The sequence below is a fragment of the Allorhizobium sp. nf9_anc genome (genome assembly GCF_056323085.1).
Map to the genome: position 1 here is coordinate 2,087,554 of NZ_CM150481.1, position 14,338 is coordinate 2,101,891.

At 62.6% G+C, this 14,338-nt stretch carries 15 protein-coding genes and 1 pseudogene; 7 read left to right on the plus strand and 9 right to left on the minus strand.

Annotated elements, in window-relative coordinates; translation table 11 throughout:
* Window positions 1-14: 14 nt before the first annotated feature.
* The 3 genes from AC02Y0_RS10050 (at window position 15) to AC02Y0_RS10060 (ending at window position 3,690) form a co-directional block, all read left to right on the plus strand.
* On the plus strand, window positions 15-2,294 hold the full coding sequence (locus tag AC02Y0_RS10050; protein ID WP_476383702.1) for an FdhF/YdeP family oxidoreductase: 2,280 nt from the start codon (window positions 15-17) through the stop codon (window positions 2,292-2,294).
* 152 nt (window positions 2,295-2,446) lie between these two features.
* A complete protein-coding gene (locus tag AC02Y0_RS10055) occupies window positions 2,447-3,190 on the plus strand; it encodes a cytochrome c oxidase assembly protein (RefSeq protein WP_476383704.1) in 744 nt (247 codons plus the stop codon).
* Window positions 3,190-3,690 (plus strand): CopD family protein, encoded by a 501-nt coding sequence (locus AC02Y0_RS10060; protein ID WP_476383705.1) that lies wholly within the window; start codon window positions 3,190-3,192, stop codon window positions 3,688-3,690. Before AC02Y0_RS10055 ends, AC02Y0_RS10060 begins: the two co-directional genes overlap by 1 nt.
* On the opposite strand, the gene AC02Y0_RS10065 is transcribed toward AC02Y0_RS10060, so the two are convergent.
* Window positions 3,668-4,174, minus strand: a complete 507-nt coding sequence (locus AC02Y0_RS10065; protein ID WP_476383706.1) for a DUF2231 domain-containing protein — start codon at window positions 4,172-4,174, stop codon at window positions 3,668-3,670. The two genes, AC02Y0_RS10060 and AC02Y0_RS10065, sit on opposite strands and share 23 nt — an antisense overlap.
* A 30-nt stretch (window positions 4,175-4,204) precedes the next feature.
* On the opposite strand from AC02Y0_RS10065, the gene coxB reads away from it, so the two are divergent.
* The 3 genes from coxB to AC02Y0_RS10080 are packed head-to-tail and all read left to right on the plus strand — an operon-like array spanning window position 4,205 to window position 7,774.
* Entirely contained in the window at window positions 4,205-4,915 is a 711-nt protein-coding gene (gene coxB / locus AC02Y0_RS10070; protein ID WP_476383707.1) for a cytochrome c oxidase subunit II, read from the plus strand.
* On the plus strand, window positions 4,912-7,437 hold the full coding sequence (ctaD, locus tag AC02Y0_RS10075; RefSeq protein ID WP_476383708.1) for a cytochrome c oxidase subunit I: 2,526 nt from the start codon (window positions 4,912-4,914) through the stop codon (window positions 7,435-7,437). The genes coxB and ctaD overlap by 4 nt, the downstream gene beginning before the upstream one ends.
* A 1-nt stretch (window position 7,438) precedes the next feature.
* Window positions 7,439-7,774, plus strand: coding sequence for a hypothetical protein (locus tag AC02Y0_RS10080; RefSeq protein ID WP_476383709.1), 336 nt, complete (start codon window positions 7,439-7,441; stop codon window positions 7,772-7,774).
* 9 nt (window positions 7,775-7,783) lie between these two features.
* Here AC02Y0_RS10080 and AC02Y0_RS10085 read toward each other — a convergent pair whose 3' ends face one another.
* The 6 genes and pseudogenes from AC02Y0_RS10085 to AC02Y0_RS10110 form a co-directional block, all read right to left on the minus strand.
* A complete protein-coding gene (locus AC02Y0_RS10085) occupies window positions 7,784-8,263 on the minus strand; it encodes a VOC family protein (protein WP_476383710.1) in 480 nt (159 codons plus the stop codon).
* 87 nt (window positions 8,264-8,350) lie between these two features.
* Entirely contained in the window at window positions 8,351-9,400 is a 1,050-nt protein-coding gene (locus AC02Y0_RS10090) for a sensor histidine kinase (protein ID WP_476383711.1), read from the minus strand.
* A gap of 107 nt (window positions 9,401-9,507) precedes the next feature.
* Window positions 9,508-9,747, minus strand: coding sequence for a hypothetical protein (locus AC02Y0_RS10095; protein ID WP_076395840.1), 240 nt, complete (start codon window positions 9,745-9,747; stop codon window positions 9,508-9,510).
* Window positions 9,748-10,257: 510 nt separating this feature from the next.
* Window positions 10,258-10,692, minus strand: a pseudogene (locus AC02Y0_RS10100) (DUF2155 domain-containing protein); the annotation flags it as partial.
* Between the two features lie 107 nt (window positions 10,693-10,799).
* Window positions 10,800-11,198, minus strand: a complete 399-nt coding sequence (locus tag AC02Y0_RS10105; RefSeq protein WP_102019722.1) for an NADH:ubiquinone oxidoreductase subunit NDUFA12 — start codon at window positions 11,196-11,198, stop codon at window positions 10,800-10,802.
* A 108-nt stretch (window positions 11,199-11,306) separates the two neighbouring features.
* Window positions 11,307-11,774: an N-acetyltransferase family protein gene (locus tag AC02Y0_RS10110; protein WP_476383712.1), complete on the minus strand. Its 468-nt coding sequence runs from the start codon at window positions 11,772-11,774 to the stop codon at window positions 11,307-11,309.
* A gap of 57 nt (window positions 11,775-11,831) precedes the next feature.
* Here AC02Y0_RS10110 and AC02Y0_RS10115 point away from each other — a divergent pair, with 57 nt between their 5' ends.
* Window positions 11,832-12,266, plus strand: coding sequence for a hypothetical protein (locus tag AC02Y0_RS10115; protein WP_476383713.1), 435 nt, complete (start codon window positions 11,832-11,834; stop codon window positions 12,264-12,266).
* 27 nt (window positions 12,267-12,293) lie between these two features.
* On the opposite strand, the gene AC02Y0_RS10120 is transcribed toward AC02Y0_RS10115, so the two are convergent.
* On the minus strand, window positions 12,294-12,791 hold the full coding sequence (locus tag AC02Y0_RS10120; protein ID WP_476383714.1) for an N-acetyltransferase family protein: 498 nt from the start codon (window positions 12,789-12,791) through the stop codon (window positions 12,294-12,296).
* Window positions 12,792-12,796: 5 nt separating this feature from the next.
* Complete coding sequence (gene gatB, locus AC02Y0_RS10125) at window positions 12,797-14,302, minus strand: Asp-tRNA(Asn)/Glu-tRNA(Gln) amidotransferase subunit GatB (protein WP_476383715.1); 1,506 nt, start codon at window positions 14,300-14,302, stop codon at window positions 12,797-12,799.
* Window positions 14,303-14,338 lie beyond the last annotated feature (36 nt).

Sequence of the window (14,338 nt, forward strand, 5' to 3'; positions counted from 1 at the left end):
GAAGGGAGCAGACGATGGCAAAAAATGATGCGACGGTGACGTATGATGGACCGGCCGGTGGGTGGGGGTCGCTTCGCGGGATTGCCCGGATCGTTGGCAAGGAAGGCATCAGCCCGGGGGCCATCGCCACCCTTCTGGAGCAGAACAAGCCGGGTGGCTTTGCCTGTGTCTCCTGCGCCTGGACGAAATCGGCCGACCACAAACCCGTCGAGTTTTGCGAGAACGGCGCCAAGGCAACGCTTTGGGAGCTGACCGGGCGGAAGGCGGGGCCAGACGTCTTTGCCCGGCACAGTGTGACGGAGCTCAAGTCCTTCAGCGATTACGATCTCGAGCAGCTCGGGCGGCTGACGCACCCAATGCGTTATGACCGGGCGAGCGATCATTATGTGCCCTGCTCCTGGGATGAGGCCTTTGCCGCGATCGGGCAGGAGCTTCGGAGCATGGATCCGAAGAAGACGGTGTTTTACACCTCCGGGCGGGCGAGCCTGGAGACGGCCTATTGCTGGGCGCTGTTTGCCCGGGCCTATGGCCACAACAATCTGCCCGACAGCTCCAACATGTGCCATGAGACAACGTCGGTCACCTTGAAGAAGGTGATCGGCTCGCCTGTCGGCACTGTCGTGCTCGATGATTTCAAGCATTGCGATGCGATCTTCTTCTTCGGCCAGAATACCGGCTCGAACAGCCCGCGCTTCTTGCATGACCTGCAGGCGGCGGTGAAGCGCGGCTGCCGGATCGTGACCTTCAACCCCGTGCGTGAGCGCGGGCTGGAGCGCATGATCAATCCGCAGGATCCGGTGGCGATGGTGAGCGGTCGCGAGACCGAGCTTTCCTGCCAGTATCATCAGGTCAAGCCGGGCGGCGATATCGCCGTGCTACTCGGGCTTTGCAAGCATGTGCTCGCCGCCGATGATGCGGCGCAAGCCGATAATCGCGCGGTTATCGACCGCGCCTTCATCGCCGAGCATACGGTCGGGTTCGAAGCGTTCGAAGCGCGCGTGCGGCAGGTCGAGTGGTCGGAGATCGAGGCTGTTTCCGGGCTCACCCGGGCGGCGATCGAGGCGGCGGGCGCGGTCTATGTCGAGGCTGACAGCACCATCGGCATCTATGGCATGGGGCTCACCCAGCATGTGCACGGCTTCGAGAATATCGCGACCTATATGAACCTGCTGCTGATGAAGGGGAATATCGGGCGCAAGGGGGCCGGCATGTCGCCGGTGCGCGGGCATTCGAATGTGCAGGGGCAGCGCACGGTCGGCATTGCCGAGAAGCCGGAACTGGTGCCGCTCGACCGGCTGGCAGAGCTCTTCGATTTCGAGCCGCCGCGCGAAAAGGGCATGAACACGGTCGAGGCCTGCGAAGGGATCCTAAAGGGCGAGGTGACCGCCTTCATCGGGCTTGGCGGCAACTTCCTGCGGGCGATCCCGGAACAGCGGGCGATGGAGGAAGCCTGGCCGCGTATGCGGCTGACGGTTCAGATCGCCACCAAGCTCAATCGTGGTCATCTGATCAATGGCGAGGTCGCCTATCTCCTTCCCTGCCTGGGTCGCAGCGAGATGGATCTGCTGACCGGCAAGCCGCAGGTGGTGTCGATGGAGGACAGTCTGAGCTCGGTTCACGGCTCCGTCGGCAAGCGCAAGCCGGCGAGCGATCAGCTGAAGTCCGAGATCGAGATCGTCAGCCGGATTGCCCAGGCGACGCTGCCGGAAAACCCGAAGATGATGTGGAGCCGCTGGGCGCGGGATACCGCTCTGGTGCGGGACCTGATTGAGCAGACCTATCCGGACCAGTTCAAGGACTTCAATGCCCGGATCTTCACGCCCGGTGGTTTTTACCGGGGCAATTCCGCCCGCGAGCGGCAATGGAAGACGGAGAGTGGCATGGCGGAGTTCGTCACGCCCGAGATGCTCTCTGCCACCGGTTTTGATGCGGCACCGGGCCGGATGAGCCTGATCACCATGCGCAGCAACGACCAGTTCAACACGACGATCTATGGCTATAGCGACCGGTTGCGCGGCATCGAGGGTAAGCGCGACGTGCTGCTGATCAGCCCTCGCGAGATCGAGCGCCACGGATTGACGGTCGGGGAACGAGTGACGCTGGTCACCGATGCCGGGGACGGTATCGACCGCCGGGTCGGCGGGCTGGAAGTGCTTCCCTTCGATCTGCCGGATGGCTGTGTCGGTGGCTACTATCCGGAGCTCAATCCGTTGGTGCCCCTCTCCCACCATGACCGCGCCTCCAAGACTCCGGCCTACAAGTCGGTGCCTGTGCGGATCGAACGCCTCGGCTGATCCGCCCCAGCGGACCGGCGAAATCCGGACCAGACATCAAAAGATGGAACAATGTCGCTCCGCGCGTGTTGCGCCGAAAGGTCGCAAGTGCCGCGGGGGGACAGTGTGCTCGGGGCAAACGACGAATTCTACGCCGGACTGGGGTGGCAAGCATGAACCTGGATATCTATTGCGGCCCCGCGCCGTCGCCTGAGACACTGTGGAGCACCTGGAATTTCGATCCGCCGCTGCTCGCCGCCATCGGCGCCGTCTTTGCGCTGCTGGTCATTTCCGCCGACAACGGGCGTCAGCGGCTGGCGGCCATCACCGCCCTTGTCGTCATGCTGATCGCCTTCGTGTCACCGCTCTGCGCGCTGGCATCCGCGCTGTTTTCGGCACGAGTGCTGCATCACATCCTCCTCGTGACCTTCCTTGCGCCGCTCGTCGTGCTGTCGATCCCGCCACGCTCGAGGGAGCGCCAGCTTCTGCCGGCACAACTCTCGTTCATCGTGCACACGATCCTGATGTGGGTCTGGCATGCGCCGGGTCCCTATCTCTTCGCCCTCTCCTCGCCTGCCGCCTACTGGTTGATGGAGCTGACGCTGATAGGCTCTGCTCTCTGGCTCTGGGCGGATATTCTGTCACCGCGTCGCTCGGCGGGGGCAGCGCTTGCGCTTCTGCTCGGCACCACGATCCAGATGGGCATGCTCGGGGCACTTCTCACGTTTTCGCGCGAGCCCCTCTTTGCAGCGCATATGGATACGACGCATCCCTTCGGGCTTTCGCCGCTTGCCGACCAGCAGCTGGCGGGACTTCTGATGTGGGTGCCGGCCGCCCTTCCCTATCTGCTGGCCGCTTTGCTCAGACTGCGCAGCGTCTTTGCAGGGCGAAGCTTCGATAGCGAGGCGCCACGCTGATGATTGCGCTTCTGAAGTTCGTGCATATTGCGGCCATCGCCATCTGGACGGCCGGGCTGATCAGCCTTCCGAGCCTCTATGTGCAGCGGGCGCATGTGACAAGCGATGATGCGCTCTATCGCATGCAGCGCATGACGCGCTTTGCCTTCGTGGCGCTGATCTCGCCGGCGGCCTTCATCGCGGTCGCAAGCGGCATCGGCCTCAGCTTCCTGAGAGATGTGTTCTCCCCATGGTTTTCCTGGAAGCTCGCCTTTGTCGGCCTGCTGTCAATGTTCCACGTCTATTCGGGGCTGGTGGTGATCCGGCTGTTCAAGGACGGCGAGGTTTATCCGGCCTGGCGCTTTGTGCTGGCGACCGCAAGCTGCTGCGCCGTTGTTTTGGCGATCCTGGTGCTGGTGCTTGCCAAGGAGGCGCCTCAGGTCTCCCTCCCGGCAGTGATGTACGAGCCGGGTGGGCTGAAGCGCCTGCTCGATCCGATCAATCCTTGGGCGACACCATGAGGCCGATACCGTGATCGAAGATCAGCTTGCCGCCATGCCAGCCGGCAATCCCCGTCAGAATGGCTGCCAGAACCGAGAGCAACATCCCATGCGGCAGAACAACGTTTGCATCGATGAGGCGCAGGCCCCAGTTTGCACCGGCAACCGAAATCAGGGTGATGGCCGCAATCGCATGAGCCCAGCTGGCGGCGCGGGCGCGAATGCCAGGCACGAGCAGCAGTTCCGCCGTTCCGACGAGGCCCGCGGCGACACCCGCCCCAAAGGCCGTGCCGGAGGACCAGAGGCCGACACGCAGCCAGAAGGGGTCCGCCGTGAACCAGTAGAAGACATCGACGGCGAGCGTGCCGAAGACGAGGGCAATCGGGAAATGCACGCTCATCGCATGCAAGGGATGACCGGCGACGGCTACCGCGGAGGTCTTGTCCTTTTCTTCCAGCTGTTCAATGACGGGATTGGCAGCGTCGGTCTGAGATATTTCGGCCATGGGGGTTCTCCGTTTGCGGGGAAAAGGTCGGTGACCGGCGGAATGTTCCATCGCCTTGCGCCGCTCTCTCTGGGCGCTCTGTTTCTCACCTCCTGTTCCGGCGATCTCTCGGCACTTGATCCGGCCGGGCCTTATGCAGGTGCGATCGCCAATCTCTGGTGGATCATGCTTTTCGGGGCCGGATTGATCCTGTCGCTGGTGCTTGTCCTCTTCTGCCTCGTCTTCTTCAAACCAGGCTTCGGTCGCAGCCTCTCGCCCAAGGGCTGGATGATTGCCGGCGGCCTGTTCCTGCCTGTTCCCGTGCTCATCGCGTTGATGACCTATGGCATGGCGCAAGGGGAATATCTGATCGGCGCCTGGCAAAACGAGCCTGTTGTCGCCCGCGTCGAGGCGCGCGGCGCCATGTGGCGCTGGGAGTTCGGCTATCCTGACATGGGCGCCGATATCGCAACCGACGGGACGCTGCATATTCCGGCTGGTGGCGTGGTCGAGGTTCGGGTCACCAGCGCCGATGTCGTGCACAGTTTCTGGATCCCCAGGCTTGCCGGAAAGATCGATGCCGTGCCGGGACATGAGACCGTTCTGCGCATCCGGGCCGATGTGCCGGGGCGCTATGGCGGCATCTGCGCCGAATATTGCGGCACCGGCCATACCGGCATGCGCTTTGCCGTCGAGGCCCATCCGCCCGAAGTCTACCGCCAACGCCTGACCGCGCTTTCCGCAGGAGTGCCCGCACCATGACCGACGCCAGACCCGAGACCGGGTATCAGACACCAGGGTCGGCGATCCGGCTGCACCATCAGCTGGATGCGATCTGGGGATCGGGGCGCGGATGGCAACGGTTTTCGGCCGTGAACCACAATGTCGTCGGCATGCGCTTCATGGTGACGGCGCTGGTGTTCTTCGCCATTGGTGGCGTGCTCGCCATGCTCATCAGGGCGCAGCTTGCCTCGACCAACAGCGCCTTCCTCGATGCCGCCCAATATGCCCAGGTCTTCACGATGCATGGCGTCATCATGATGTTCCTGTTTGCGATCCCCTTCTTCGAGGGACTGGCGATCTATCTGTTGCCGAAGATGCTGGGCGCACGCGATCTCGCCTTCCCGCGCATGTCCGCCTATGGCTACTGGTGTTATCTCTTCGGCGGCTCTTTCCTGGTCGCAGCGCTAGTGTTTGGCATTGCGCCCGATGGTGGCTGGTTCATGTATACGCCGCTCTCGTCCAGGCCCTATTCGCCGGGGATCAATGCCGATGTCTGGCTGCTCGGCATTACCTTTGTCGAGATTTCGGCGCTGTCTGCGGCCATCGAGATCATGGTGACCATCCTGAAGGTTCGCTCACCGGGCATGTCGCTCACCCGCATGCCGATCTTTGCCTGGTACATGCTGGTGGTGGCGGCGATGATGCTGATCGGCTTTCCGCCGCTGATCCTCGGCTCGATCCTGCTCGAAGTGGAACGGGCCTTCGACCTGCCTTTCTTCGACCCGACGCGGGGCGGCGATCCCCTGCTTTGGCAGCATCTGTTCTGGCTGTTCGGCCATCCCGAGGTCTACATCATCTTCCTACCCGCCGCCGGCGCGCTCTCGACCATCATCCCGGTGCTGTCGCGCACGGGACTTGAAGGCTACGGCCTGATCGTGGCGGCGATCGTTGCCATGGCGTTCCTGTCTTTCGGGCTGTGGGTGCATCACATGTATACGGTGGGCATTCCGCATGTGGCGCTTTCCTTCTTTTCGGCGGCAAGCGCGCTGGTTGCCATCCCCACGGGGATCCAGATCTTTGCCTGGCTTGCCACCATGGCGCATGGCAAGCCGCGTTATTCGATCCCGATGCTGCATGTGTTCGGGTTCTTCTTTGTCTTCGTGGCCGGCGGCCTCACCGGTGTCATGCTGGCGATGGTGCCCTTTGACTGGCAGGCGCATGACACGCATTTCGTCGTGGCGCATCTGCATTACGTGCTGGTGGGCGGCTTCGTCTTTCCGATGATGGCAGCGGCCTATTACTGGCTGCCGCACATCACCGGGCGCCAGCCGGTGCAGCATCTGTCGAAACCCGCCTTCTGGCTGATCTTTATCGGCTTCAACGTCACCTTCTTCATCATGCACCTGACGGGCCTGCGCGGCATGCCGCGACGGGTGTTCGAATATCCGCAGGCGGCCGGATGGGAGGTTTTGAACTTCATCTCGTCGGTCGGCGGCTTCGTCATGACCATCGGCTTTGCGCTGGTGGCGCTCGACCTGATCATGCTCATTCGTCACGGCCGACCATTTCGCCGTGATCCCTGGGAGGCCGGCACGCTGGAATGGGCAACACCCACGCCGCCGCCGTCCTACAATTTCGGCTCCCTGCCGCATATCGACCGCCGCGCCGATGCGCTCGAGCCGCAGACCCTTGGCCCGGAGCTTGCCGCTGGGGGTGGCTATCTCGGCTTCGTGCGCAATGGCTGGATGGAAACGCTCACCGTCGACATGGTGACCGGGCGGCTCGACCATGTCGTGATCCTGCCCCGTCCGACCTATCTGCCGCTCTGGACGGCGATCGCGACAGCCGTCTTCTTCGCGAGCCTGCTGACCAAGCTCTACTGGCTGACGCCCGTCGCCCTCGTCGCCGTCATCATCTTCTTCTTCCTCTGGACGCCGGATACGGGGCTGAAACAGGAGATCGGCCCGCTGGACATCGGCCTTGGCGAACGGGCACTGCATCACCAGGAAGTGGCGCAACCACCATCGTGGTGGGCTGTCGTCTTTGCGCTTGCGGCGGATGCAACGGCCTATACCTCGCTCATCTTCGGCGCATTCTTCCTGTGGCTTTCCGCCCCGAACTGGCCGCCGCCGGATCTCGATTTCACCTTCGTGGCGCCCTCGCTGGTCGGGGGACTGGCGCTGGTTACAGCCGCCGTCGCCGGACGGCTCGCCGACGGGACACCGGGCCGGACGGTCGCGAGCCTCTCGCTTGCGCTTGCAGCCCATCTCGCAAGCGTTGCAGCCGTTGCCGTCATCCTGATGTCGATCCCGGCACCGACGGGACATGCCGCCTCAGCCGCTGCCTTTGCGGTTGCCGCTTATGTGGTACTGCATACGGGCATCGGGGCAGTGCTGGCACTCTATGGGCTGTGGCGCTGGCGAGCCGGGTTTATCGGGCCGGCGCGGGTGCTGGACCTCAGGATCGGTCAGCTCTGGCACGACTATACGGCGGTCGCTGGCCTCATCGGGCTTGCCTTCCCCTTCGTGCTGCAAAGCCTGACCGGGATCGGAGGGCGATGAGATGAAGGCTCCCGCTTTTGTACTTCTGCTGACAGGCTTCGTGCTCTGGGCCGGCGCCTTCCTACTGCTCTACGCCGCCCAGGCGACCGGCTGCCACCTCGGCTGGCACCAGATCGAATTCGGACCAATCTCGGGGCTGCGGCTGCTTCTGGCAGTGATGCTCGTCCTGGTGCTGGTGCTGATCGGCGGGCTTCACTGGTATGGGAAGCGAACGCTCGGTGAACCGCAGACGGATGAGGCGAAACTGCTGATGAAGATTGCGGGCATGCTGCAGGCGGCAGCCCTTGTGTCGACGCTGATCACCTATGGCGGGGTGTTGTGGCTGACCTTGTGTTGAGTGGGGCAATCATCCCCGTCTAGCGGCATCGATCTTCGCCAGATCGATCTTGCCCATCTCCATCATCGCTTCGAAGGCGCGCTTCGCCTCCGCGCCCCCGGCAGCCATGGCTTCGGTCAGGGTTCGCGGCGTGATCTGCCAGTTGATGCCCCATTTGTCCTTGCACCAGCCGCAGGCGCTCTCTTGACCACCATTGCCGACGATGGCGTTCCAGTAGCGGTCGGTCTCCTCCTGGTCTTCGGTCGAGATCTGGAAGGAGAAGGCTTCCGAGTGCTTGAAGGCGGGGCCGCCGTTCAAGCCCATGCACGGAATGCCGGCGACTGTGAAGTCGACGGTCAACACGTCCCCCGCCTTGCCCGAGGGATAATCAGAAGGGGCGCGATGAACGGCTTTCACCGCTGAGTCGGGGAACACGGTCGAGTAGAAGCGCGCCGCCTCTTCGGCGTCGCGGTCGTACCAGATGCAGATGGTGTTCTTTGCAACGGTCATGGCTTTCCTCCCCGATGAGATTTCCAGTCACTCCAGGTGACGCCACCCGAATCGAGCGCCGGCTGCACAGGGTCGCCGTGATCCCGCTTATTGCGGGATCGGCGCTCTCATCGTGCAGACGAGGCCGGTCGGGAGGTATTCGACGCTGACCTGGCCGTCGAAATCGGCGGCGAAGATCCGCGAAATGAGCTTCGAACCAAATCCTTCCGTCTTGGGCAGATGGACATGCGGTCCGCCGCTTTCCTGCCAGACGAACTGGAAGGCTTCGTCGGGATTGTCCGCCTTGCGATCGACCTGCCAGCGAATGTCAATCTTGCCATTGCCATCGGAAAGCGCGCCGTATTTGGTGGCGTTGGTGGCAAGCTCGTGGATGGTGAGCGCTACCGTCAGGGCGTGTTTGGCGGTCAGGTCAAGATCGTGACCTGAAATCGAGAAACGCTGCTCACTCTGCACATGCGGGCGCAGCGCGTTTTCGACCACCGCACGGATCGGTGCATCCTGCAGGGCCTTGGTCGAAATCATGTCATTGGCCTCGGCGAGTGCCTGCAAGCGGCCGGTAAAGGCATCGCGACGATCGCGGATATCGTCGCCTTTCAGCGTCTGACGGGCGATAGCGCTAACCACGGCGAGCGTGTTTTTGATGCGGTGTTGCAGTTCACCGTTCAATAGCTCGAGCCGCTGCCGGGCATCGGTGACGTCGGAGATGTCCTTGGATATCGACAGGATGTGGGAAGGACTGCCATCGGCGTTGAAGATCGGCGCCACCTGAACATCCCAGAAGCGGCTGTTGCCCTTCACGGTGTTTGCTTCACCCACAAAGCGGGAGGGCTTGCCGGCAATTGCCGCTTCCACGGCCTGCCTGGCGGCGGTGTTGCCATCGCCACTCCAGAAATCCGGCCAGGGGCAGCCCTTGAGCGGCGCGAAATCGTCGACTTCCATGACCCGCTTGCCGCCTTCGCTCATGAACTGCAGGCGGCCCTGGAGATCGAGCACCTTGATGCAGTCACCGCAGCCACTCAGGACCGCTGCAAGAAATGCGTCGTTGCCGACCAACAGCGGATCAGCCGCCGTCAGTTCGCCTACCATGCTGTCAACGGAACCAGCCGTCGTTGTGGACTGCATCACAGGGTCAGTCATTTCTCATATCAGCCCAATTGAGACAGAAAATCTCTGCCGGAATCCTTGCTATCAAAAACGACAAGTAGCAACCCAGAAACGTCACTCCGGGGCACGTGAAGGCTCCGTCAGTTCACGGTCAGGTCTGCCGTTTCGCCGAAGGCGATGATCAGCTTGGGGCTCGTCATGTCGCCGCTCTCCTCGTCGACCTGGATGGAATAGGCGGCAACGCCAAGGTGGCGGGCGGACATAGCGGTGGCGATCTTCTCTGCCGAGGCGGCGCTAGAGGCTTGCCGCATCTCGCCGGGCACGATGTTGCCGCGGTTCTTCTTGAACGGCAGGACGATGAATTTTTCGGAGAGAGACATGGGAGAACTCCTGTTCGTTCGCTTCTTGTTCTCCCTATTGGGGAGGAAGTCAACCACGAAGCGTCTTGCAGTTGAGGCGCCGGCAGGGAGCCGCTGTCGTTTATCCGAGAACCCTTGTTCTCCGGTCACAGACCGGTCGAAGGGCGGTTTGCGGGAAAAACACGTGCCCCGTCCGGTGGTCCGGGATTGCAGCTATCGCGCCTGGCTTGGCCGACCTTGATGGCCTCAGAAGAGGCCGACGCCCGGAGGTGGGGTCACAGGGGTCGTCGGCGGCGGCAGGGGCTGGCCTTCAGGGACCAGATCGTCCTGCTGGAGGATGTCAGCCTCCGGCAGAGGGCCGCCGATCACCTCGCTGGGGACTTCCACCGGCGCATCAAGCGGCGGCAAAGCCGTCTGGTTGGGATCTCCGCCCGGGACAGTCGCGAGGGACGGGTCTGTGGCAGGCTGTGTCGGATCGGTGGTCGGTGCCGGCGCTGTCGCCGAAGCCGGTTTGGCGGGCTCAGGAGCCGGCTTTGCCACGGCCTCGACGCCCGGCGGTGGCGGAACCTCCGACGTCGTCTTGCAGCCGGTCAGCCAGACGTCATAAATCGGGTGTTCGACGGCGTTGAGTGCCGGGCTATCGGCGAACATCCAGCCGGAGAAGATGCGGCGGATCTTGCGGTCGAGCGTGATCTCGTCGACCTCGATGAAGGCATCGATCTTCTGGGCTTCGCTTTCGTCACGCGAATAGCAGATCTTCGGCGTCACCTGGAGGGCGCCGAACTGGACCGTCTCGTTGACATAGACGTCGAATGTGGTGATGCGGCCGGTGATCTTGTCGATGCCGGCGAATTCGGCGACGGGATTCTCGAGGCGGGCGGCATCGGCCTTGCCGGCCAAGCCGACTGATGCTGCGGCGGCAAGTCCGATAACCGGAACGGCCCATGCCCATGCACTCAATTTCATCGTCACGCTCGCTTTCGTGGATCCACTGGCCCAAATCGACCGGAAGCCAGATACAAGAAGGGCCTCGTTCAAGAGGCCCTAATGCCGGATTATGGCCAAATCGGGTATCAGCCGCCCGGCGTCCATGCGTCGTAGTCGCCGGTGACACGCGGACGCTCGCCGGTGGCGGAGATGGAACCCTGCGGACGGTAAGCGGCAGCCGTGCCCGTCGGGTTCGGGCGATGCGCCTTTTCCCACTCGCGAGGCTTGTAGTCTTCCTTCGACGGCGGGGTGTCGGTGCGGTAATGCATCCAGCCGTGCCAGCCGGAGGCAATCTTCGAGGCTTCGGCATAACCGTTGTAAATGACCCAGCGCTTCGGCTGGCCCCAACTCGTCATCGGGCCTTCATAGTACACATTGCCAAACTCGTCTTCGCCGACGCGCTTGCCATGACGCCAGGTGAAGAAGCGGGTCCCCATGGTCTGACCGTTCCACCAGGTGAAGATCTGCAAGAGAAGCTGCTTCATCGTGTATCCTTGGGCAATTACCGCAGGCCGCAGGACGGCCTTGTCGATCCTGTCTCGCTTATGCCGCCTCACTCTCGGCTTGTCCAGTGATTCCCCGTCGCACCCCCTTCATTTCAGCTTCAACTTGAAGCCGATATGGGAGGGCGTGAAGCCGAGCCGCTCGTAGAAGCGGTGAGCGTCCGTGCGCACCGCATTCGAGGTAAGCTGTACGAGACGCATGCCGTCGGCGCGGGCCTTGTCGATGGCGAAATTGATCATGACAGCCCCGATGCCCCTGCCCCGCATGTCGGCCCGTGTCTGCACGGCCTCGACGATCAGCGAGGATGCACCCCGCGCCGTCATGGTTGTTGTCACCATGGTCTGGAAGGTGCCGACGACTTCGCCGTCAAGCTCCGCGACATAGAGCGTTTCATTCGGGGACGTCGCGATCTTGCGGAAGGCGGCGCGGTAGTCGGGCAGCGCCTCTGGATGGGTGGTGTCGCCATGGCCGCCGAGCGGGTCATCGGCGAAAAGGGCGATGATCGCCTTTAGATCATTCTCGGTGGCTTCCCGGATCGTCGCTGTTTGCACTTGCATGCCTACCCTGTCCTTGCGCTAGTTAGGCTTTCCATAGCGATCCCGGGGGACTTCTTGATGACAGGCATGCGACGACTGGTGACAATTCTGTGCGTAACCCTTTCTGCCATGGCGGCCGAAGCGCAGGAGGGCGGACGCAAGGCGATTGCCTATGTGCAGGCGCCGGAGATGAGCTCCGGGCTCTGCGCGGAAAAGGATGCGGCCAGCGCCATCGACTGCGCCGTCAAGCAGTGCATCGAGGGCGGCGGGACGGTCGAGGCCTGCGAGGTGAATGCGGTCTGTTCTCCCGGCAACTGGAGCGTCGACATCTTCATGATGGCCGATGGCGGGCCACACTGGCACCAATTCTCTTGCGGCTGGCAGACGAAGGAACTCGCCATCAAGGCCGCCGACCTCGCCTGCAGCAATGCCAAGCAAGACGGCCTCATCGAGTGCACGGCCGTGCAACTGATCGACGAAGACGGCAAGGTGACGGAACCGCCCTTCAACTGAGCGAAAGGCAGACAAGAAAAAAGCCGCTCACTTGAGCGGCTTTTCCATGATCACAGCCTCGATCCCGCTGTCGGGACCGCCGCAGTTCTCGGTACGGTCGACCTCGACGAAATCATGCGCCTCATAGAAGGCGATCGCGCCGGCGTTCTGAGGCTCGACTTCCAGCCGCAGGATTTCGGCATCGGGAAAGCAGGTCTCGATCTCGGCGAAGAGATCGCGGCCGATGCCCTGGCGCTGGTGGTCGGGATGGACGTAAAGCTGGTGCAGGATTGCGGTCTTGGTCAGCTTTTCCGACACTGCCGCGAAGGCCATGCCGCCGATCCGCTTGCCGTCGTCGGCGACGAGATATTCGCCGCCCTTGACGTGAATACGCCGCTTGATCTCGGCCGGCGAATGCCAGGCGGCGATCAGCTCGGCGACTTTGGCCGGTCCGTAGAACCGGTCATAGGTCGCGTGGAAACTCTGCGTCAGCAGGGCGCGGAGCGGTTCGACATCCCGGTCGTTGGCCGTGCGGACGAAGAACACCGATCTTACTCCTCGACGATGCCGAGCTTGGCCTTGACGAGTGCCTGGACGGCCTGCGGATTGGCCTTGCCGCCGGTCGACTTCATCACCTGGCCGACGAACCAGCCGGCAAGCGTCGGCTTGGCCAGCACCTTGGCGACCTGGTCGGGGTTAGCGGCAATGATCTCGTCGACGGCCTTTTCGATGGCGCCGGTGTCGGTCACCTGCTTCATGCCGCGGGTTTCGACGATTTCGGCTGGGTCACCCCCCTCGTTGAAGACGATCTCGAAGAGGTCCTTGGCGATCTTGCCGGAGATGGTCTCAGACTTGATCAGGTCGATGATGCCGCCGAGCTGGGCGGGCGAAACCGGAGTCTCTTCAATGGTTTTGCCAGCTTTGTTCAAGGCGCCCAGCAAGTCGTTGATGACCCAGTTGGCGGCCGTCTTGCCGTCGCGACCGTCGGCCACGGCTTCGAAGTAATCGGCAATCGCCTTTTCCGAAACGAGCACGGAAGCGTCGTAGACGGAGAGGCCGAGTTCGGCAACAAAACGTGCCTTCTTGTCATCGGGCAGTTCCGGCAGGTCCTTCTTCATCGCTTCGATGAAGGCGTCGTCGAATTCGAGCGGCAGCAGATCCGGATCGGGGAAATAGCGATAGTCATGCGCATCTTCCTTCGAGCGCATCGAGCGGGTCTCGCCCTTGCCCGGGTCGAAGAGACGGGTTTCCTGGTCGATCGAGCCACCATCCTCAAGGATCGCAATCTGGCGACGGGCTTCGTATTCGATGGCCTGGCCGATGAAGCGTATCGAGTTGACGTTCTTGATTTCGCAGCGCGTGCCGAATTCGCCGCCCGGCTTGCGCACGGAGACGTTGACGTCGGCGCGCATCGAGCCCTCGTCCATGTTGCCGTCGCAAGTGCCGAGATAACGCACGATCGAGCGCAGCTTGGTCATATAGGCCTTGGCTTCGTCGGACGAGCGCATGTCGGGCTTCGACACGATTTCCATCAGCGCGACGCCGGAACGGTTCAGGTCGACATAGGACATGGTCGGATGCTGGTCATGCATCGACTTGCCGGCATCCTGTTCCAGATGCAGACGCTCGATGCCGATCTCGATATCCTCGAAGTTGCCCTGGCGGTCGGGGCCGAGCGAGATGATGATCTTGCCCTCGCCGACGATCGGATCCTTGAACTGCGAGATCTGGTAGCCCTGCGGCAGGTCCGGATAGAAGTAGTTCTTGCGGTCGAAGATCGAGCGCTTGTTGATCTGCGCCTTCAGGCCGAGACCGGTGCGCACGGCCTGGGCCACGCATTCCTCGTTGATGACGGGCAGCATGCCGGGCATGGCGGCATCGACGAGTGAGACGTTGGAATTGGGCGCATTGCCGAAGACGGTCGAGGCGCCGGAAAACAGCTTGGAATTCGACAGCACCTGGGCATGGACTTCCATGCCGATGATGACTTCCCAGTCACCGGTGGCACCGGGGATGAAGCGTTTCGGATCGGGCGTGCGGGTGTCTACCAGGGTCATCGGATGCTCGTGTCATGCGTGGACGTGTTGTCTCGT